Origin of the sequence: Micromonospora sp. NPDC049240 (genome assembly GCF_040647835.1) — a bacterium.
Taxonomy (GTDB): Bacteria; Actinomycetota; Actinomycetes; order Mycobacteriales; family Micromonosporaceae; genus Micromonospora.
Genome location: NZ_JBEZCX010000005.1, coordinates 232,236 through 251,745, shown reverse-complemented (window position 1 = coordinate 251,745; position 19,510 = coordinate 232,236). Strand labels below are relative to the sequence as shown.

Here is a 19,510-nt window from a genome sequence, read left to right as displayed (position 1 = left end):
TCAGCGCGCCGGACGGCGTCAGGGCGTCGGCGGCGGGCCGTCGCTCGGCGTGCTCGACGGCTCGTTCCCACAGGTCAACGACACCTGGTCGTTCCAGTGGGCGGTGCCCCCGGCGACCGGATCCTGCCCGCTGACCGGCCCCTGCCGACCGGCCGGGTAACGGGGATAGAGCCCCGCCTCCACCAGGTCGTCGGCGGCGTCGGAGCAGGACTCGCCGCCCACGTCGGGCACGGTGACCTCGGGCGCCGGCCCGGTGACCCAGACGGTGACGGTGACCCCGCGCTTCACCGGCGCCCCCGGCCGGGGCGACGTGCGCTCCACGGCGCGTCCCGAGCCGCTGCCGAACACCAGCCGCCAACCGAGTCGACGGTCGCGCAACTGCTGCCGGGCCCGCTCGAAGTCGGTACCCACCAGTTCCGGCACGGTGAGGCCGGCCGGGGTGCGCGAACGCGTACCGGTGGGTCGGTCGTCGCCCGGACGGTCCGTCGTGGGGGCCGCCCCGGTCGGGCCGGACGGAACGGGCGGCGGGGCGGCCGGCGGCGAGACGGCCTCGGAGGAGGCGGTGGGCCGGTCCGGGTCACCGGCCAGGATCCAGCCACCGCTGGCTCCGATCACGGCCAGCAGGACCGCCGCCAGTCCGCCTCCGACGAGCAGCCGGGTCCGGTCCGGACCGGTCTCGTCGCGTACTGGCTGCTGCTCGTCCGTCATCGCGTCTCCCGCCTCAGTCATCGGCGACCGTAGCCGGTGCCGCCAAGCCGTCCGGGCCCGGCCGGCCGCTCCCACGACTCGCCGGGCCGACCTCGGGACGCTACGCTGCCCGGCATGGCCAGACGGGGCTGGGGAGCATCGATCGCCGCGGCGCTCGGCGTCGCTGCCGGCGCGGGCGCCGCTCAGCTCGGCTTCGGCTACGGGCTGGGCATCATCAACTGGGCGCCCACCGGCACCGTACGCGTCGAGTCGGCCTGGGTGGCGAGCCTCGCCTGGGCCACCTGGATCGCCGCGACCTCGGTCATCGCCGGTGCGGTCTGCGCCCAGCGCCTGCGCGGTGGTGGCGACGAGCCGGTGGGTGTGCTGCCCCGGCTCGGGCTCGCCCTGGCCGCCGGTGTCGGCGCGCTGGTCACCGTGCTGCTGGTGGCGGTGCCGGCCCGGGCCGCGCGGGTGCCGGACACCACCGCGCCGCAGACCGTCGCCGCCGCGTACGCGGCGGCGGGGCTGGTGCTCGGCGTGCTGCTGGCGACCTGGGCGTTGCACACCCGTGCCGCCGCCACCAACCTGATCGCCACCACCGGCTGGCTCTGGCTGCTCGCCGTGGTGTCGGTGGTGGACGGGGTGCTCTCCGGCCGGGGCCTGACCACCGCCCAACTCGGCATCTGGCAGATCAGCGCGGACAGCGCCCGCTTCTGGATCCGTGACTACTTCTACTGGCCGGGGGCGCTGCTCTCGCTGGGCTCCGCGCTGGTGATCGGGGTGCTGGCCGCCCGGCGCGCGACCCGGTCGCCGCGGGTGCGGGTGGGTGCGGCCGCCTCCGGCGCGGCCGGGCCGCTGCTGGTGGCGTTGGCCTACCTGCTGGCCGTGCCGCGACTGGCCGGGATCGCCGCCGAGCAGTTGTCGGCCCACCTGATCGCCCCGTACGCGGTGATCGCCGGGGTGGGCGGCTCGATGCTGATGGCCGCGCTGGCCCAGCGGGCCGACCGCCGGGGCGGCACGGAGGTGGAACCGCCGGTCGACGCGACCGCGACGCCGACCGGCCCCGACCCGGCGGAGCCGGCCGGTCGCACGCCGCAGAGGCCCGTCGAGCCGGAGCCGGTCGGGTCCACGTCGCCGAGTTCCGTCGAGCCGGAGCCGGAGAGCACGTCGGGCACCGAGCCGGCCGGCGAGGCCGACCCCGGTTCGCAGCCGACGACCGCGGAGAAGCCGGACGCGTCACCCGGCCGCGCCGGCGAGCGGCCCGGGTCGCCGAGTCGCGCCGCCCGGACCGGTGCCGACCGTCGGGGCCGGGCGGTGCCGCAGCAGCGGCAGCCCGGGGTGGTGCCGGACCGGCCCGCCGGCAGCCGCGACGAGGAGCCGGGCCCGGGCGAGTCGGGCACCGAGGACACGCCGGCCGGGCCACAGCCCGAGTCGGGGTCCCCGATCGTCGAACCGAAGACGCGCCGCCGCGCCCGCTGATCCCGCCCGACTCCGACAGCCGGCCCGACAGCCAGCCGGCGTCCGGGCCGGCACGACGCAGGCGAACCGACGGATACGCTCCGTCACGTCTGCACGGGGAGGAAACCGCAGGAGGCGATATACCTCCAGGGCATATTTATGCCTCTGTGTCATACCGTTCCGGCCGACTTCTTTCCTGAAGGCGACACGCCCGGGTGGCTGGCGAACAGCCGGGCGGGCGACGATCAGTCGACGGGCCAGGTGTGGACGGGCTCGTTGGTGCGTTGCAACTTGGCGTAGCGCTGGACCATGTGGTGCAGCGCGGCCTTCCGGTCCATGCCCCGGTGCCGCTCGGCCGCCCACACCGTCTCGGTCTGCCAGACCGCCCCGTTGCGGCCGGTACGGCAGCGCCCCTCGATCACGCCGAGGAGGCGGTCCCGCTCGGCCGGGGCGACGCCGAACCGGTCCAGCCCCTGCGCGGCCACCGGCAGCAGCGTGTCGAGGACGAGCGTGGTGACCGGCACGTCGCCGAGCTTGGGCCAGTGCAGCACCGCGTCGATGCCGCGCCGGGCGGCGGCGTGGAAGTTCTCCTCCGCCGAGCTGAACGTGAGCTGGCTCCAGATGGGACGGTCCGATTCGGCGAGGCCACGGGCGAGGCCGAAGTAGAGCGCCGCGTTGGCGAGCATGTCCACCACGGTCGGGCCGGCGGGCAGCACCCGGTTCTCCACCCGCAGGTGCGGGCGGCCGTTCATGATGTCGTAGACCGGTCGGTTCCAGCGGTAGACGGTGCCGTTGTGCAACCGCAGCTCGCCGAGTTGGGGCACGCCGCCGGCGTGCAGCACCTCGACCGGGTCCTCCTCCTCGCAGATCGGCAGCAGCGGCGGGAAGTAGCGGACGTTCTCCTCGAACAGGTCGAAGATCGAGGTGATCCAGCGTTCGCCGAACCAGACCCGCGGGCGTACGCCCTGGGCCTTCAGCTCGTCGGGCCGGGTGTCGGTGGCCTGCTCGAAGAGCGCGATGCGGGTCTCCGCCCAGAGCTGCCGGCCGTAGAGGAACGGCGAGTTGGCCCCGACGGCCACCTGCACGCCGGCGATCGCCTGGGAGGCGTTCCAGTGGTCGGCGAAGCTGTCCGGGGCGACCTGGAGGTGGAACTGGAGGCTGGTGCAGGCAGCCTCCGGCGCGATCGAGTCGGTGTGCGTCCGCAGCCGCTCGACACCGTTGATGTCCAGCTCGATGTCCTCGCCGCGAGCGCCGACGATCTGGTCGTTGAGCACCCGGTAGCGCTCGTCGGTGGAGAGGTTGTCGGCGACCAGGTGCCCCTCGGTGAGGGTGGGCAGGATGCCGACCATCACGATGGTGGCGTCGGACTTGGCGGCCCGCTCGTCGGCGCGGCTGAGGCTGCCGCGCAGATCCTGCTCGTAGTCGCTGAACCCGGTGCCGTCGATCAGCCGGGGCGAGGCGTTCAGTTCGAGGTTGAACTGCCCCAGCTCGGTCTGGAACAGCGGGTCGGCGATGTCGGCCAGGATCTGGTCGTTGCGCATGGCCGGTTCGGCGGTGGCGTCGACCAGGTTCAGCTCGATCTCCAGCCCGGTCATCGGCCGGTCGGCGTCGAAGCCGAAGTCGTCGAGCATCAGCGCGAAGACGTCCAGGCATCGCCGGACCTTCTGCCGGTAGCGGACCCGATCCTCCCGGGAGAAGGCGCCCTGCTCGACGTCCCTGCCCATGTGTCCTCCCGGCGCCGGTGCCACGGAACCGTTGGCGTTCCGCAACGCATTGTGAACCATTCAGGTGGTGTGCGTAAGAGCGCCCGGCTCGTGAACTGCCGACCGGGCGCAGGTCTGCACCTGTACCCCGCCGCCGCCCCGCCCAGCGCCGTCAACCAGCGAACAACACGTGACAATCCGCACCCGGCGGAGCGGGAGACGGGGACGGGCCCGCACCGTCGGTGGACGGTGCGGGCCCGTGGGTCCGGCGAGGGGCTCAGCCCTGGCGGATGGCCTCGCCCTCGATCTCGATCTTGACCTTGCGGCCGACCAGGACGCCACCGGTCTCCAGCGCCACGTTCCAGGTGAGACCGAAGTCCTCCCGGTCGATCTCGGTGTGCGCGGAGAAGCCGAAGATGTCCTGCCCGAAGGGGCTGCGGCCGACGCCCTCGAACTCGACCTGGAGGTCCACCGGACGGGTCACGCCCTTCACGGTCAGCTCACCGGCGAGCACGAACTCGTTGCCCTCGCGGGACTTCACGCCGGTGCTGCGGAACTCCAGCGTCGGGAACTGCTCGGCGTCGAGGAACTCCGGGCTGCGCAGGTGCCCGTCCCGGTCCGCCTGCGCGGTGTTGATGCTGGCCGCCTGGATGCTGGCGGTGACCGAGGACTGCAGCGGGTCGTCGGCGACGGTGATGGTGGCGGTGGCGTCGGCGAACTCGCCGCGTACCTTGCTGACCATCATGTGCCGGGCGACGAAGCCGACGCGCTTGTGCGCGGCGTCCAGGAGGTACGTGCCGGGGGCGGGGATGGTGAGACCCTCCCAGTCGCGGGTAGTCGCCTCGGTGCTGCTGGTCATGATGCGCTCCTCCGGAGAAGATTGTTTAGTAGCCCAACGACTGACTGAGCAACTATAGCCACAGCAATATTCCCTGTGTCAAGTGTTGCTAGGATGGTGACGTGGATCAGAACGTGTTCGACGACCCCCGGATCACCGCCGTCGGCCTGCTCGTCGAGGCGCACGCCGGGCTCTCCGCCCGGTTCGCGGCCCAGTTCGAGGAGCACGGACTCTCCCCGGTCGAGTTCGAGGTGCTCACCCGGCTGGCCCGCTCCCCCAACAACCAGCTCCGGATGACCGACCTGGCGGCCCAGACCTCGCTCTCCACCAGCGGGGTGACCCGGGTGGTGGACCGGATGGAGCGTGACGGCCTGATCCGTCGTCGGGCCTGCCCCTCCGACCGGCGCAGCTCGTTCGCGGTGGTGACCGCCGCGGGCCTGGGCCGGCTGGACGAGATCCTGCCCGGCCACCTGAAGATCATCGAGCAGTGGTTCACCGGCCAGCTCGAACCGGCCCAGCTCGACGGGCTTCTGGACGGGTTGCGCCGGGTGCGGGACGCGGTCCACCCGGGCGCCACGGCCGGCAGCACCGAACCGGCCGGGAACGCCGACTGCTGAGACCGGTCGCTACCCGCCGGTCACCGGCAGAATGACCGGCAGAACCGCCGGTACGCCAGGGCAAAAGCGATCAATAACTCCCAAAGCCGTCAGGGTGGCTGGATAAGCTTTCGACGCGGGGGGAGCACCGGGGGGTGCCGGCGCGAGCGTGGAGCGAGGGGCAGCACCAGGGGGCTACCTCGCTCGCGCCACCCCCGCGCCCTCCGCCACAGCAGCCAGGCGTCAGGTCCGGCCCGGGCGTCTCCGCTGCGCAGCCAGCGCGTAGAGCAACTCCTCCTCACGGGGCAGCAAATTCACGCCGGTGATCTGCCGTGCCCGGTCCAGCCGGTCCAGCACGGCCGGGTCGCCGGTGCTGGCCGCCAAACCCACCAGCGCCTCGACCAGATCCCGCCGGTCCGCGCCCCCGGCCGCCGCTTCCGCCGCCGCGGCGAACCACTCCGCCGCCAACTCGCGGTCGCCGCGGTGCAGCGCCACCTGACCCTCGATCAACGCGCGGAGCGCGTCCTCGGTGTGGGCGTCCCGGCTCGTACCGGCCGGTTCCCACCGCTCGACGGCCGGTGCGCGACGCGGGCCCGGCACCGGGCCGGACGGCCACAGCTCGGTCACCACCGCGAGCGCCTCGTCGTCCCGCCCCTGAAGTGCGAGCGCCAACCCGACCGTACCGATGGCCCGGCGACGCCGCCCCGGATCACCCAGCTCCACGAGCGCGGACGCCGCCCGCCGACCCTGCTCGACCGCCTCGGCGTAGCGACCCTCCAACCGGGCCAGCTCGGCCAGATCAGCCCGCGCCAGCAGGCGGAGCCGCTGGTCGCCGCACTGCGCCGCCAACCGGTCCACCGTGGCCAGCCGCCGCCGGGCGTCGGCCAGCTCCCCCACGCGTACGTCGTGCCAGGTCAGGTGGTGCTGCGCCACCGCCATCTCGCGTACCCGGCCGTGCCGGGTGGCCAGCGTCAGCGCCGCCTCGGCCTGCGCACGCGCCTCGTCGTGGGCCCCGAGGCCGCGCAGCACGGCGCAGAGCACCGACCGGGCGGACAGTTCCCCGGTCACGTCGCCGACCTCGGCGAAGACGGCCAGCGCCGCCTGGGCCGCCGGCAGCTCCTCCGGCCCCGCACCGTGCTCCGCGGCCAGCCGCGCCGACCCGAGCAGGGCCCAGGCCCGCAGCACCGGGCGGGCGTCGGCGGTACGCGGATCGGCGAGCAGCCGCCGCAGCCATCGACGGCCGGAGACGTCCCGCCCGCGCAACCGCCACCACCGGGGCAACGCGGCGGCCAACAGCAACGCGGTGGCCGGCGCCTCCTCGGCGGCGTACGCCAGCGCGGCGATGATGTCACCGGTCGCCTCGTCGAGCAGGTGCACGGTGCCGGGCAGATCCGCTCCGACCAGGCCGGGCGCGGTACGCCGGACCAGTGCGGCGATCACCGACGCGTGCCGGAGCCGGATCGCCGCCGTCTCGCCCGCCAGGTCGGCCTGCTCGGCCGCGAAGTCGCGGACCGCGTCGAGCAGCCGGAACCGGAACGGGCCGGTGCCCCGGACGCTCAGCAGGCCCAGCTCGCTGAGCCGGTCCAGCAGCGGCACCGCGTCCCACCGGTCGTCGCCGTCGGCGAGCAGTTCCTCGGCCAGCGCGACCGACCAGCGGTTACGGAAGGCGGAGAGCCGGCGCAGCGCCGCGCGTTCGGCCGGGGCGAGCAGGTGGTAGCTGGTCGCGACCGCCTCCCGCAGCGTCACCGTGCCGGCGACCGGGTCGGCGGGTGCCCAGCCGGGACGCCCGCCGGCCAGGTCGAGGACCCGGTCGCCGTACCGGTCCAGCAGCTCGGGGACGTCGAGGATGCGGCCCCGCGCCGCCATCAGCTCGATCGCCAGCGGCAGGCCGCCGAGGCGGCGGACCAGCGCCGCGAGCGCCGGCAGCTCGGCCGGGGCGGGCGGCGCGTGCCGGGCCTGGGTGAACCGGGCGGCGAAGAGCGCCGCGGCGGGCCAGCGGTCCAGGTCGGCCCGGTCCGCCGGCTCGGCGCCGGCGGGTGGCACGTCGAGCGGCGCCACCGGCCGGACCAGTTCGCCGGGCAGCCCGACCGGACGACGGCCGGTCGCCAGGATCCGTACGGTCGGCGCGGCGGCGGTCAGCGTCCGCACCGCCTCGGCCACCGGCCCGGGCGCCCGCTCGACGGCGTCGACAAGCAGCAGCGCCGGTCGGCCGGCGAGCCGGCAGGGCAGGTCGGTGAGGCGGCTCACGCCGAACACCGCCACCGAGGCGGCGAGCACGTCGGCGGCATCCGAGCCGTCGCCGACCAGCACGCCGACCACGCCGCCGGGGTGCCGGGCCGCGACCGCGTGGGCGACGGTGAGCGCGAGCGCGGTCTTGCCGACGCCGGCGAGCCCGACCAGGCTCACCACCGGGTGCGCGTCGAGCAGGGCGGTCACCTCGGCCACGTCGCGGTCCCGGCCGAGCAGCGGCACGGGCTGGGGCAGCGCGATCGGCGTACCCGGATCGGCCTCGACCGGCGCGGCGGGCGGCGCGGCGGCCGGCACGGGCCGGGCGGTGGCGACGAAATCCCGGCGGGCCGAGCCGGTCAGGCCGAGCGCGTCGGCGAGCAGGTCGACGGTGGTGCGTTGGGGTCGGGTCGCGTGCCCCCGCTCCAGATCGCGGACGGTCCGCACGCCCACGCCGGCCCGGCCCGCCAGCTCGGCCTGGGTCAGGCCGAGTGCGAGCCGGTGCCCGCGCAACAGATCGGACAGCGCCGCCCGACCACCCGGGCTCCGCGAACGATCATGTTCGGGAGTCATGGGCAGGAAGAGTACGGAGGGGATCCGACGCTCCACAGTCCACCGTCAACCACCCGACCGTCCGACGCCGATATCCGACAGACGGCCGAGCCGGGCCTCGGTCACATGCCGAGGTCGCGCGCGATGATCATGCGCTGCACCTCGCTGGTGCCCTCGCCGATCTCCAGGATCTTGGAGTCGCGCCAGAAGCGGGCCACCGGGTACTCGTTCATGAAGCCGTAGCCGCCGTGGATCTGGGTGGCCTCCCGCGCGTTGTCCACCGCGACGGTGCTGGCGTGCAACTTCGCGATCGCCGCCTGCCGCTTGAACGGCTCACCGGCGAGCATCCGGGCGGCGGCGTCGTAGTAGGCCAGTCGGGCGGTGTGCGCCTTCAGCTCCATGTCGGCGATCTTGAACTGGATCGCCTGGTAGTTGCCGATCGGCTGGCCGAACGCCTGACGCTCCTTGGCGTACTTGATCGACTCGTCGACGCAGCCCTGGGCCAGACCGACCGCCAGCGCGGCGATGGCGATCCGGCCCTCGTCGAGGATGCGCAGGAACTGGGCGAAGCCCCGGCCGCGCTCACCGAGCAGGTTGCCCGCCGGCACCCGGCAGTCGTCGAACGTCAGCTCGTGGGTGTCCGAGGCGTTCCAACCGACCTTGGAGTAGCCGGGCGCGACCGTGAAGCCGGGCGTGCCCGACGGCACGATGATGGTGGACAGCTCCTTGCTGCCGTCCGGCTTGGTGCCGGTGACCGCGGTGACCGTGACCAGCGCGGTGATGTCGGTGCCGGAGTTGGTGATGAACGCCTTCGAGCCGTTGATCACCCACTCGTCGCCGTCCAGCACCGCCCGGGTCTGGGTGCCGCCCGCGTCCGAGCCGGTGCCCGGCTCGGTGAGCCCGAAGCCGGCCAGCGCCTCGCCGCTGAGCAGCTTCGGCAGCCACCGCTCCTTCTGCTCCGCGGTGCCGAACCGGTGGATCGGCATCGCGCCGAGCGAGACCGCCGCCTCCAGCGTGATGGCCACGCTGGAGTCGACCCGAGCCAGCTCCTCCAACGCCAGGCAGAGCGCGAAGTAGTCGCCGCCCATGCCGCCGTGCTCCTCCGGGAACGGGAGCCCGAACAGCCCCATCTTGCCCATCTGGCGGACGACCTCGTACGGGAAGGTGTGGTTCTCGTAGTGCTCGCCGATCACCGGGGCGACCACCTCGCGCGCGAAGTCCCGCACGCTCTCCCGCAGCGCCTGCTGCTCCTCGTCGAGCCGGAAGTCCATGTCGATCCTCCTGGAAGGGGGCGGGCCGCCGGGCGCTCGTGACGCCGGGAGCGGCGGAAGCGTCAGGAGGGTCCCCGCCCTCTGCATCAGGCGTTAGGAGGGGGCCCGTCCTTACCGGTCAGACGGGGGTGACGCCGTGGCGGCGGGTGGAGAAGTGGCGGGACTTGGTACGGGCGGCGGCGTACCGGCGGACCAGCTCGGCGCGCAGTTCGTGCGGCTCGACGATCGCGTCCACCACCAGCTCGCTGGCGAGCCGGACGACGTCGATGTCGCGCTCGTACTCCTCGCGCTTGGCGGCGACGAACGCGGCCCGCTCGTCCGCGTCGGCGATGGCGGCGATCTTGTTCGCGTAGACCGCGTTGACCGCGGCCTCCGCGCCCATCACCGCGATCTTCGCGGTGGGCAGCGCGATCGTGGCGTCGGGCTCGAAGCCGGGGCCGGCCATCGCGTAGAGACCCGCGCCGTACGCCTTGCGGACCACCACGCAGATCTTCGGTACGGTCGCCTCGGAGATCGCCGTGATCATCTTCGCGCCGTGCCGGATGATGCCCTGCTTCTCCACCGCGCTGCCGACCATGAACCCGGGCACGTCGCTCAGGAACAGCAGCGGCACGTTGAACGCGTCGCAGAGCTGCACGAACCGGGTCGCCTTGTCGGCCGAGTCGACGAAGAGCACGCCGCCCTTGAACATCGAGTTGTTGCCGACCACGCCGACGACCTCGCCGTTCAGCCGGCCGAAGCCGATGGTCAGCTCCTTGGCCCAGAGCGCCTGGATCTCGAAGAAGCTGCCCTCGTCGAGCAGGCCCTTGACGTACCGGCGCATGTCGAACGCCTGCCGCTCGCTGGCCGGGACCAGCGCCGCCAGGTCGGCCTTCTCCGGCGCCGGCTTCGCCTCGACGGCCGGCGGGCCCTGCTGCCAGTTCGACGGCAGGTAGGACAGGTAGGTCCGCACCACGTCGAGCGCGTCGTTCTCGGTCTTGCAGAGGAAGTGCCCCACGCCGGACTCGGCGCAGTGCACCTTGGCGCCGCCCATCGCCTCCAGCGTGGTCTTCTCGCCGGTGACCATCTCGACCATGCGGTCGGAGCCGAGATACATGCTGGCGTTGCCCTCGACCATGGCCACCACGTCGCAGAACGCCGGGATGTAGGCCCCGCCCGCCGCGCTCGGCCCGAACAGCGCGCAGACCTGCGGGATCGAACCCGAGGCGCGGACCTGGTTCCAGAAGATCTTCCCGGCGCCGCGCCGGCCCGGGAAGAGGTCGACCTGGTCGGTGATCCGGGCGCCGGCGGAGTCGACCAGGTAGACCATCGGGACGCTTGTCGAGTAGGCCCGCTCGATGATCCGGATGATCTTCTCGACGGTACGCGCACCCCAACTGCCGGCCTTGACCGTGGAGTCGTTCGCCATCAGGCAGACCGGTCGCCCGTCGATGGTCGCGGTGCCGGTCACCACGCCGTCGGCGGGCAGGCCGTCGGCCATCGCGTTGGCGTAGAGCCCGTCCTCGACGAAGGAGCCCTCGTCGACCAGGTAGGCCACTCGCTCGCGGGCGAAGAGCTTGCCCTTGGCGGCGTTGGCCGCGTGGTATTTGTCCGCACCGCCGGCGCGGGCGCGCTTGCGCAGCTGCTCCAGTGCCTCACCGTCGAGCGTCACGCCAACTCCCTCTGCCACCCACCGACCTGAACGATCGTTAGGCTACCCCACCCCCACCCCCTCCGGCGACCCACCACCCCCACCCACCCCCACGATCCCCACCCGCGCGATCTTGCACTTCCGGCCCCGACATGCGGCACAAAAGACGCACGACAAGGGGGCCCGAAGTGCAAGATCAACGGGGAGAGGAGGGGAGGGGGGTCAGGCGGGTTCGGGGGCCGGCTCGGAGGACGCCGGAGGGGAGCTTCTTGTCGAGCAGGTGCTCGGCCAACTCGGCCGCCTCGATCAGGGCGTCCAGGTCGATGCCGGTCTCGATGCCCATGTCGTGCAGCATGTGCACCGCCTCCTCGGTGGCCAGGTTGCCGCTCGCCCCCGGGGCGTACGGGCAGCCACCGAGGCCACCGACGCTGGCGTCGAACTCGGTGACCCCCAGCTCCATGGCGGTCAGCATGTTCGCCAGCGCGGTGCCCCGGGTGTTGTGGAAGTGCAGCAGCACCGGCACCTGCGCGTTGCGGTCGCGTACGGCGGTGACCAGCTCGCGGACCCGCCGGGGCGTACCCATGCCGGTGGTGTCGCCGAAGGCGACGCGGTCCGCGCCGTCCCGGACCACCCGGTCCACGATGGCGGCCACCCGCGTCGGGTCGACGTCGCCCTCGTAGGGGCAGCCGAAGCTGGTCGCCACGATCACCTCGGCGGTCGCGCCCGCCTCGTGCAGCAGCGCGATCAGCTCGGCGATGTCGTCGAGCGACTCCTCGGTCGCACGGTTCACGTTGCGCCGGTTGTGCGTGTCGCTCGCCGACACCACCACCTCGATCTCGGTGAAGCCGGCGGCCAGGGCCCGCTGCGCGCCCCGGGTGTTCGGCACCAGCGCCGAGTAGCGCACGCCGTCGACCTTCTCGGCCCGCTGCCACACCTCGTCGGCGTCGGCCATCTGCGGGATGGCCTTCGGGTGCACGAAGGAGACGGCCTCGATGCGGCGTACCCCGGTCCGGGACAACGCGTCGAGCAGCTTCACCTTCGAGTCGGTGGGGATCGGTTCCTCGTTCTGGAGCCCGTCCCGGGGACCGACCTCGCGGATGCTCACCGACGTGGGCAGTTCAGCCATCAGGTTCACCTCACTCGTGTCGACGGTCAGCGCATTCGGGAGACGATGCCGGTGTCGTAGTCGCCGGAGCGGAACTCCGGGTTCTCCAGCAGCTCGGCGAAGAACGGCAGGTTGCACTTCGGGCCGGCGACCTCGAACTGCGCGACCGCCGCCCGCGCCCGCTCGACGGCCTCCTCCCGGGTGTCACCGCTGACGATCAGCTTGGCCAGCAGGCTGTCGTAGAACGGGGTGACCGTGTTGCCGGCGACGTAACCGGAGTCGACCCGCACGCCGGTGCCGGACGGCTCGTTCCAGGTGGTGATCGCGCCCGGTCCGGGCAGGAAGCGCTTCGGGTCCTCCGCGTTGATCCGCAGCTCGATGGCGTGCCCGCGCGGGGTGAGCGCGTCCGGGTCGAACGTCGGCGGCAGGCCGGCGGCCACCCGCAACTGCTCCTCGACCAGGTCGACGCCGTAGACGTACTCGGTGACCGGATGCTCGACCTGGAGCCGCGTGTTCATCTCCAGGAAGAAGAACTCCTGCGTGGTGGGGTCGAGCAGACATTCGACGGTGCCCGCGTTGCGGTAGCCGACCGCCTCGCCGGCCCGGACCGCGGCGGCCAGGAACCGTGCCCGCAGCTCCTCCGAGACCGCCGGGGAGGGGGACTCCTCGACCAGCTTCTGGTTGCGCCGCTGCACCGAGCACTCGCGCTCGCCGAGCGCCACCACCCGGCCGTCGGCCAGGCCGAGGATCTGCACCTCGACGTGGCGCACCCGGGGGAAGTACCGCTCGATCAGCACCGAGCCGTCGCCGAACATGCGCTCGGCGAACGCGCGGACCTTGTCGTACTCGGTGCGCAGCGCGGCCTCGTCGACGGCCACGCCCATGCCCATGCCGCCGCCACCGGCCGCGGCCTTGACCATCACCGGGTAGCCGATCTCGGCGGCGGCGGTGACCGCCGCGTCCAGGTCGGCCGCCGGCTCGGTGGTGCCGGGCGCGACCGGCACGCCGGCCGCCGCCATCAGGTTCCGAGCGTTGATCTTGTCGCCCATCGCGGTGATCGCGTCCGCGCCGGGCCCGACCCAGACCAGGCCGGCCCCCTCGACGGTACGGGCGAAGTCGGCGTTCTCCGACAGGAAGCCGTAGCCGGGGTGGATCGCCTGTGCGCCGGTGCTCCGGGCCGCGTCGAGGATCGCCTCCACGTTGCGGTAGCTCAGCGCCGGGTTGGCCGGGCCGACGCAGACCGCCTCGTCGGCCTCGGTCACGAACGGCAGGTCGGCGTCCGCCTCCGAGTGCACCGCGATCGCCCGCACCCCGAGCCGTCGGGCCGTGCGGATGACCCGGCGCGCGATCTCCCCACGGTTGGCCACCAGCAGCGAATCAAACATGTTCGGCAAGGAAGGGCCCCTTCTTAACGCCTGATGTATAGCCAGGGCCCCTTCTTAACATGCGTTAAGGCGCGTGCGGCGTGTCAGGTGGGGTCGCCGGGTCGGTGGGGGCCAGCAGGGCCGCCAGGGTCGCGCCGCGCAGCAGCTCGGCCCGGCGCCGACGATCCACCTCGCCACCGAGGAACGGAGTGGAGTTCATCAGGCCGAACGCGGCGTGCGCGAGCACCCGGGCGGCGCCGTCCGGCAGGCCCGGGTGCAGCGCGGTCAGCACCGTGACCCACTCCTCGACGTACATCCGCTGGAGCCGGCGGATCCGGCGGCGCGGCTCGTCCGGGAGGCGGTCCAGTTCGTGCAGGTGCAGCGCGATCACCGCCGGGTTGGCCAGCGCGAACTCGACGTGGAAGTCGATCAGCGACTCCAGCGCGCCGCGCGGGTCGCCCGGGCGGCCGGCGGCCCGCTCCCGGCCCCCGGCGAGCAGCCCCTCACTGACCGGCACCAGCGCCGCGACCAGCATCGCCTCCTTGCCGGCGAAGTGATGGTAGAGCGCCGGACCGGTGACGCCGGCCGCCGCACCGATGTCGTCCATCGACACGCCGTGATAGCCCCGTTGGGCGAAGAGGCCGACCGCGATCTCCAGGATCTCGTCCCGCCGGGACCGGCGCCGGGCCCCGCCCGTCGCCCCCCGCGCCTGCTGTTCCACCGCCACCGGGCCAGCCTAGACCTCGCCTTCGAGGTGGGGGACCCGTGGTTACCCGCCGGTCAGGTCACCCACCCCACCCCAACCCGCCGATCTTGCGCTTCTGGCCCCGGCGAAAGGCAGAAAGCGGACCTGACCCGGGCAGCAACTGCAAGATCCGGCGAAGTCAGGGGGTCGGGGCCGTGGCGGGAGAGGGCTCGAAACCGGCCAGGCGGACCGCCAGTCGTTGTCGGGCGGGGGGCAGTGCGGAGGCCGTTCGGAGCAGGAGGTTCCGCAGTGGTCGCAAGGGGGGCGGGGCAGCGGCGAGCCGGGTGAGCCCGGCGGCGAAGCCGAGCACCTCCTCGGCGCGGGGGCGACGGTCGGCGGCGTACCGGTCGAGGGCCTCCGGGCCGGCGGCGAGCGCCTCACCGAGGGCGACCGCGTCGCGCAGCCCGAGGTTCATCCCCTGCCCACCGGCCGGGCTGTGCACGTGCGCCGCGTCGCCGGCGAGCAGCACCGGACCGGACCGGTACCGGCTGGCGATCCGGTGGTGGATCCGGAACCGGGACGCCCACGCCACCTCGGTGACCCGGTCCGGCCGCCGGACCGGGCCGCGCTCGTCGAGCAGTGCCTGAAAATGGTGCGCCCGCGGCTCGCGCGGCGCGGCGTCGACGGTGGCGACCAGCCGGACCGTGCCGTCGGGCAGCGGCGCCCAGACCAGCGGGCCGCCACGGGACAGGAACAGGTTGACCTGGTCGCGCGGGAGCGCGCTGTCCACCCGCACGTCACCGAGCAGGAAAGACTCACCGGGGTCGGCCGGGCCGCCGAAACCGATGCCGGCCAGCTCGCGGACCCGGCTGTGCATCCCGTCCGCGCCGACCACCCAGCGGGCCCGGACCGCGCCGCCATCGGCGAAGCGGGCGGTCGCGCCGTCGTCGTCGAGGTCCAGCCCGGTCAGCTCGTACGGCCGCAGCACCCGCCCACCGAGCGCGGTGAGTCGGTCGGCGAGCACCGCCTCGGTCTCCGCCTGCGAGATCAGCAGCGCGTACGGATAGCGGGACGGCAACCTGTCGAACGGGACGGTGAGCAGCAGCCGGTCCCGATCGCGGATGCTGAACCGGGCCGAGTGCAGGCCCCGGTCGGCGAGCGGGTCGGCGATCCCGATCCGGTCGAGCACCTCGAGCGTGCCGGCGTGCACCACCGCGGCACGCGAGGTGATCGGCGGCTCGACCAGCCGGTCGACCACTGTCGTGCGCACCCCGTGCCCGGCCAGGGTGACGGCTACGGCCAAGCCGGTCGGCCCGGCCCCGACCACCAGGACGTCCGTGCGTTCGGTCAGCATCGCTTCACCTCCAAGTTAGGTCAACAACTGTTTGCCAACGCTTGTTGACATAACACTAGCGTCGATGTCAACGCGCGTTGGCCTACAGTCGTGGACATGACCGAGCCGCCGTCCCGCACCCGCCGCTCCGACGCCACCCGGGCCGCCATCCTGCGCGCTGCGCGGGAACGCTTCGCCGCCGACGGGTACGACCGGGCCACCATCCGGGCCGTCGCCGCCGACGCCCGGATCGACCCGTCCATGGTGATGCGCTACTACGGCAGCAAGGAGGGGCTCTTCGCGGCGGCGGCCGAGTTCGACCTGCACCTGCCCGACCTGGCCCAGGTGCCCTCCGAACAGCTCGGCGAGAGGCTGGCCCGGCACTTCCTGCGGCGGTGGGAGGCCGACGGCACGCTTGTCGCCCTGCTCCGGGCCGCCAGCACCAACCCCGGCGCGGCCGAACGGATGCGCGGCATCTTCGCCGGGCAGCTCGCCTCGGCGGTGGCCCGCTCCGGCGCCGACCCGGCCACTGCCGCCCGTCGGGCCGGCCTGGTGGCCAGCCAGATCCTCGGGCTCGCCCTCACCCGGTACGTGATCCGGCTGCCCCCGGTGGTCGACCTCGACGCGGACGAGCTGGCCGGGTGGGTCGGCCCGACGATCCAGCGCTATCTGACCCAGCCGTTCCCCGAGGCGATCGAGGGGTGACCGGCCGGCTCCGACCGGAGCCGGCCGGGAACGCTCAGCGGTTCAGGCCGCCGGGCTGGTCGCCCTTGACGACGGGCGCCCGGACCAGGTTGCCCCACTCGGTCCACGAGCCGTCGTAGTTGCGCACCTGCGGGAACCCGAGCAGGTGGTGCAGCACGAACCAGGTGTGGCTGGACCGCTCGCCGATCCGGCAGTACGCCACCACGTCGTCGGCCGGGCTCAGCCCGAGCTGGTCGGCGTAGATGGCGCGCAGCTCGTCGGCCGACTTGAACGTGCCGTCGTCGTTCGCGGCGGACTTCCACGGCTTGCTCACCGCGCCCGGGATGTGCCCGCCGCGCAGCGCGCCCTCCTGCGGATAGTCCGGCATGTGCAGCATCTCGCCGGTGTACTCACCCGGCGACCGCACGTCGACGAGCGGCCGGCCGGCCGCCACGTGCGCCATGACCTGCTCCCGGTACGCCCGGATAGGCGCGTCGTCGCGCTCCGGCACCGGGTAGGAGGCGCGGGGCCGGCTGACCTTGTCCCGGGTCAGCTCCCGCCCCTCGGCGATCCACTTCTGCCGGCCGCCGTCGAGCAGCCGCACGTCGGCGTGGCCGAACAGGGAGAAGACCCAGAGGGCGTACGCGGCCCACCAGTTGAAGTTGTCGCCGTAGAAGACGACCGTGTCGTCGCGGCCGATGCCCTTGGCCGCGCACAGCTCGGCGAAGCTGGCGGCGTCCAGGTAGTCGCGGGTGACCTGGTCGTTCAGCTCGGTGTGCCAGTCGACCTTGACGGCGCCGGGAAGGTGACCGGTGTCGTAGAGGAGCACGTCCTCGTCCGACTCGACCACCACGAGGCCCTCGTCGCCCAGGTGCTCGGCCAACCACTCCGTGGTGACCAGGCGCTGCGGGTCGGCGTACGACTGGAGGCGGGGATGCGGATCACTCGGCACAGGCATGAGCCCCAAGGTACGCCGGATCGGACGCGCCGGATGTGACACCGGCCGCTATCCAGCGGACGGACATCGGGCGATCCCGATTCGCGGGAATCGGCCACCCCGAACGGAACGGTCAGGCGACCGAACCATCCGGATGATCACGTCGACCGGAGGATCGGGATGCAGCGAACCCGGCGGGTCGTACGTGACAGTTGCGAACGCCCCCGACCGCGGAGGACCGCGATGACCCCACGGCAACAGACCGGGCCACCCCGGGCCGGGACCGCACCGGCGGACTTCACCGAGTTCTACCGGGCCCACTTCCACCGCATCGCGGTGCAGCTCTACGCGTACCTGGGTGACCACGGCGAGGCGCAGGACCTGACCCAGGAGGCGTTCTGCCGGGCGCTGGAACGCTGGCCCCGCATCGCCGGGTACGACGATCCGTCCGCGTTCGTCCGTCGGGTGGCCTGGAACCTGGCCACCAGTCGGCTGCGCCGGATGCGTACCGCCGTGCGGCACCTGGCCCGGCAGCGGGAGGAGCACGTGCCCGGCCCGGAGCCGGACCGGGTGGCGTTGCTCGACGCGCTGGCCGTCCTGCCCGCCGACCAGCGCCACGCGATCGTGCTGCACCACCTGGCGCACCTGAGCGTCGCCGAGATCGCCCAGCAGGTCGGTGCGCCGGAAGGCACCGTCCGTTCCCGGCTGTCCCGGGGCCGGGCCGCGCTGGCCCGTCACCTCACCGAGACCGGATCGGAGTTGCGCCGTGCCTGACCTGGAGGAACTGTTCGTCGAGTTCGAGACCGCGGCGGTACCGACCTTCCGGCCGCCCGGCGTGGCCGACGCGCAACGTCGCATCCGGGAGCGCCGGCGGCGGCGCGGCCTGCTGGCCGGCCTGCTCGCCGTGGCGCTGGCCGGGCCGGCCTCGGCGCTCGCGGTCGCCCATCGCGGCGACCGGCCGGGACCGCTGCCGACGCCGTCGGTCTCGCCGAGCGCGGGCGACCGGCTCACCATCCGCACGGTCACCCTTCCCGGGGTACGCGGTGAGCTGGCCGACCTGCGCTTCGTCTCCTCCCGGGCCGGTTGGGCGCTCTTCGACACCTGTCCGGCCGACGAGTCGGTGAGTGGTTGCCGGCGTACCGTCGCGCGGACCACCGACGGCGGCGTGACCTGGCGGCCCACCGACCTGCCGGCGGTGCCCGACGGCCTGGTGCAGATCCTGCCCGTGGACGCGGACACGCTGGTCGTGACGACGCGCGGCGGCTACCTGGTCACGACCGACGGCGGGCGCGCGTTCACCAGCCACCCGTACGACGCGCCGCCGGCGGCCGTCCGGCGTGTCTTCGCCACCCCGAGCGGGCTCTACCTCGGCTGTCCCCCGGACGGCGTCCGACCGGACTGCGAGCGACGACGCGTGCTCCGGGTGAGCGGTGGCCAGCACTTCCGGCAGCCGCCGGTCACGATGCGGTCGGACACGGAGGACACCCTGGTCGAGGGCGCGGACGGCCGGCTCTGGCTGACCGTCTGGTCCGCCGGGAGACTGACCGTGGTCACCAGTTCCGACCAGGGTTCCACCTGGCGGAAGCTGCCGACGGTCGCGGGTGCCCGGCAGCTCGCGCTCGCCCCGGACGGGCGGGACGTCTGGCTGATCCGGACCGACCGGCCGAACGGCACGTGGCGACCGGCCGGCGACGGTTGGCAGCCCGGGGCGGACCTGCCGGACGACACCGCGACGGTAGCCGCGCCCGGCGACGGTCTCCTGGTGGTCGCCGACGCGTACGGCGGGTTGGGGTTCGTGACCAGCGGTCGCTACGCCGAGGTGCCCGAGCTGCGCGAGGCGTTGCCGACGCCGGCACCGGACACGGCGCTGGGCGTCCTGCCGGACGGCACGATCACGGTCCGGCGCGGGCCGTCGTGGTTCCTCGGCATCGGTCGGGGGACGGACCGGACGTGGGTGCGGTTCTCCTGACCCGCCTGGCTGACCGACGGTGGTCAGGCGCGGCGGTGCACCAGCCGTCCGGCGACCACGGTGGCCCGGCAGGCGCCGTCCGCGTCGAACACGGCGAGGTCGGCCCGGCCACCGGCCACCAGCGTCGGGGGCCGGGCGGCGGGCCGCACCGTCATCCCGTTGCGGGTCGCGGCGGCGCGTAGCGCCGGATCGGTGACATGGGCGTCGAGCACCGCGGCGACGCCGAGCCGGAACAGCGCGTGCACCCGTTCACGCGGCGTCGGCGCGGGCGGCAGCGGGCCGTCGTGCACCCGCGCCGGCCCGAGCGTGCCGGCCCACCGCCGCACCCGCACCTCGGGGTACGCGCCGGTCAGCTCGCCCAGCGGCGCGACCGCCTCGACGCGGTCGCCGCCCACCAGGACCGCCAGCCCGGCGCGGGGCTCGTCGTCGAGGGTGAGCCGCAGCAGGTCGGCGACGTGGACGGTGCGCACCG

The 19,510-nt window shown here is 73.6% G+C and carries 17 protein-coding genes; 5 read left to right on the top strand and 12 right to left on the bottom strand.

Features of this window, described 5'->3' with window-relative positions; genetic code table 11:
- Positions 1-18 precede the first annotated feature (18 nt).
- On the bottom strand, positions 19-729 hold the full coding sequence (locus AB0B02_RS10060; protein WP_281933792.1) for a PASTA domain-containing protein: 711 nt from the start codon (positions 727-729) through the stop codon (positions 19-21).
- A gap of 93 nt (positions 730-822) precedes the next feature.
- On the opposite strand from AB0B02_RS10060, the gene AB0B02_RS10055 reads away from it, so the two are divergent.
- Positions 823-2,166 carry a hypothetical protein gene (locus AB0B02_RS10055; protein WP_357298886.1) on the top strand — a complete coding sequence of 448 codons (1,344 nt, stop codon included), beginning with the start codon at positions 823-825 and terminating at the stop codon, positions 2,164-2,166.
- A 224-nt stretch (positions 2,167-2,390) separates the two neighbouring features.
- On the opposite strand, the gene AB0B02_RS10050 is transcribed toward AB0B02_RS10055, so the two are convergent.
- The gene (locus tag AB0B02_RS10050) at positions 2,391-3,869 is read right to left on the bottom strand and encodes a glutamate--cysteine ligase (protein ID WP_357298883.1); all 1,479 of its coding nucleotides are present in this window, start codon (positions 3,867-3,869) and stop codon (positions 2,391-2,393) included.
- A gap of 256 nt (positions 3,870-4,125) precedes the next feature.
- Positions 4,126-4,707: a YceI family protein gene (locus tag AB0B02_RS10045; RefSeq protein ID WP_281933798.1), complete on the bottom strand. Its 582-nt coding sequence runs from the start codon at positions 4,705-4,707 to the stop codon at positions 4,126-4,128.
- A gap of 101 nt (positions 4,708-4,808) precedes the next feature.
- On the opposite strand from AB0B02_RS10045, the gene AB0B02_RS10040 reads away from it, so the two are divergent.
- Entirely contained in the window at positions 4,809-5,303 is a 495-nt protein-coding gene (locus tag AB0B02_RS10040) for a MarR family transcriptional regulator (RefSeq protein ID WP_281933800.1), read from the top strand.
- A gap of 222 nt (positions 5,304-5,525) precedes the next feature.
- Here AB0B02_RS10040 and AB0B02_RS10035 read toward each other — a convergent pair whose 3' ends face one another.
- From AB0B02_RS10035 to AB0B02_RS10005, 7 genes are all read right to left on the bottom strand, one after another.
- Complete coding sequence (locus AB0B02_RS10035; protein ID WP_357298879.1) at positions 5,526-8,081, bottom strand: helix-turn-helix domain-containing protein; 2,556 nt, start codon at positions 8,079-8,081, stop codon at positions 5,526-5,528.
- A 101-nt stretch (positions 8,082-8,182) separates the two neighbouring features.
- Positions 8,183-9,331: an acyl-CoA dehydrogenase family protein gene (locus AB0B02_RS10030; RefSeq protein WP_281933805.1), complete on the bottom strand. Its 1,149-nt coding sequence runs from the start codon at positions 9,329-9,331 to the stop codon at positions 8,183-8,185.
- 118 nt (positions 9,332-9,449) lie between these two features.
- A complete protein-coding gene (locus AB0B02_RS10025; RefSeq protein WP_281933807.1) occupies positions 9,450-10,982 on the bottom strand; it encodes an acyl-CoA carboxylase subunit beta in 1,533 nt (510 codons plus the stop codon).
- Between the two features lie 175 nt (positions 10,983-11,157).
- On the bottom strand, positions 11,158-12,078 hold the full coding sequence (locus AB0B02_RS10020; RefSeq protein ID WP_357299071.1) for a hydroxymethylglutaryl-CoA lyase: 921 nt from the start codon (positions 12,076-12,078) through the stop codon (positions 11,158-11,160).
- 35 nt (positions 12,079-12,113) lie between these two features.
- The gene (locus AB0B02_RS10015; RefSeq protein ID WP_281933808.1) at positions 12,114-13,451 is read right to left on the bottom strand and encodes a biotin carboxylase N-terminal domain-containing protein; all 1,338 of its coding nucleotides are present in this window, start codon (positions 13,449-13,451) and stop codon (positions 12,114-12,116) included.
- A 64-nt stretch (positions 13,452-13,515) separates the two neighbouring features.
- Positions 13,516-14,157, bottom strand: coding sequence for a TetR/AcrR family transcriptional regulator (locus AB0B02_RS10010; RefSeq protein ID WP_357298874.1), 642 nt, complete (start codon positions 14,155-14,157; stop codon positions 13,516-13,518).
- 157 nt (positions 14,158-14,314) lie between these two features.
- Complete coding sequence (locus AB0B02_RS10005) at positions 14,315-15,469, bottom strand: FAD-dependent monooxygenase (RefSeq protein WP_357298871.1); 1,155 nt, start codon at positions 15,467-15,469, stop codon at positions 14,315-14,317.
- 96 nt (positions 15,470-15,565) lie between these two features.
- On the opposite strand from AB0B02_RS10005, the gene AB0B02_RS10000 reads away from it, so the two are divergent.
- A complete protein-coding gene (locus AB0B02_RS10000) occupies positions 15,566-16,153 on the top strand; it encodes a TetR family transcriptional regulator (RefSeq protein WP_281933813.1) in 588 nt (195 codons plus the stop codon).
- Between the two features lie 34 nt (positions 16,154-16,187).
- Here the strand turns inward: AB0B02_RS10000 and AB0B02_RS09995 are convergent, their stop codons facing one another.
- Complete coding sequence (locus AB0B02_RS09995; RefSeq protein ID WP_281933815.1) at positions 16,188-17,090, bottom strand: sulfurtransferase; 903 nt, start codon at positions 17,088-17,090, stop codon at positions 16,188-16,190.
- A 222-nt stretch (positions 17,091-17,312) separates the two neighbouring features.
- Between AB0B02_RS09995 and AB0B02_RS09990 the strand changes: the two genes are divergently transcribed.
- Positions 17,313-17,843 (top strand): SigE family RNA polymerase sigma factor, encoded by a 531-nt coding sequence (locus tag AB0B02_RS09990; protein ID WP_281933817.1) that lies wholly within the window; start codon positions 17,313-17,315, stop codon positions 17,841-17,843.
- Complete coding sequence (locus AB0B02_RS09985; RefSeq protein ID WP_281933819.1) at positions 17,836-19,038, top strand: hypothetical protein; 1,203 nt, start codon at positions 17,836-17,838, stop codon at positions 19,036-19,038. The genes AB0B02_RS09990 and AB0B02_RS09985 overlap by 8 nt, the downstream gene beginning before the upstream one ends.
- A 23-nt stretch (positions 19,039-19,061) precedes the next feature.
- On the opposite strand, the gene AB0B02_RS09980 is transcribed toward AB0B02_RS09985, so the two are convergent.
- Entirely contained in the window at positions 19,062-19,508 is a 447-nt protein-coding gene (locus tag AB0B02_RS09980) for a hypothetical protein (RefSeq protein ID WP_357298864.1), read from the bottom strand.
- Positions 19,509-19,510: the final 2 nt, after the last annotated feature.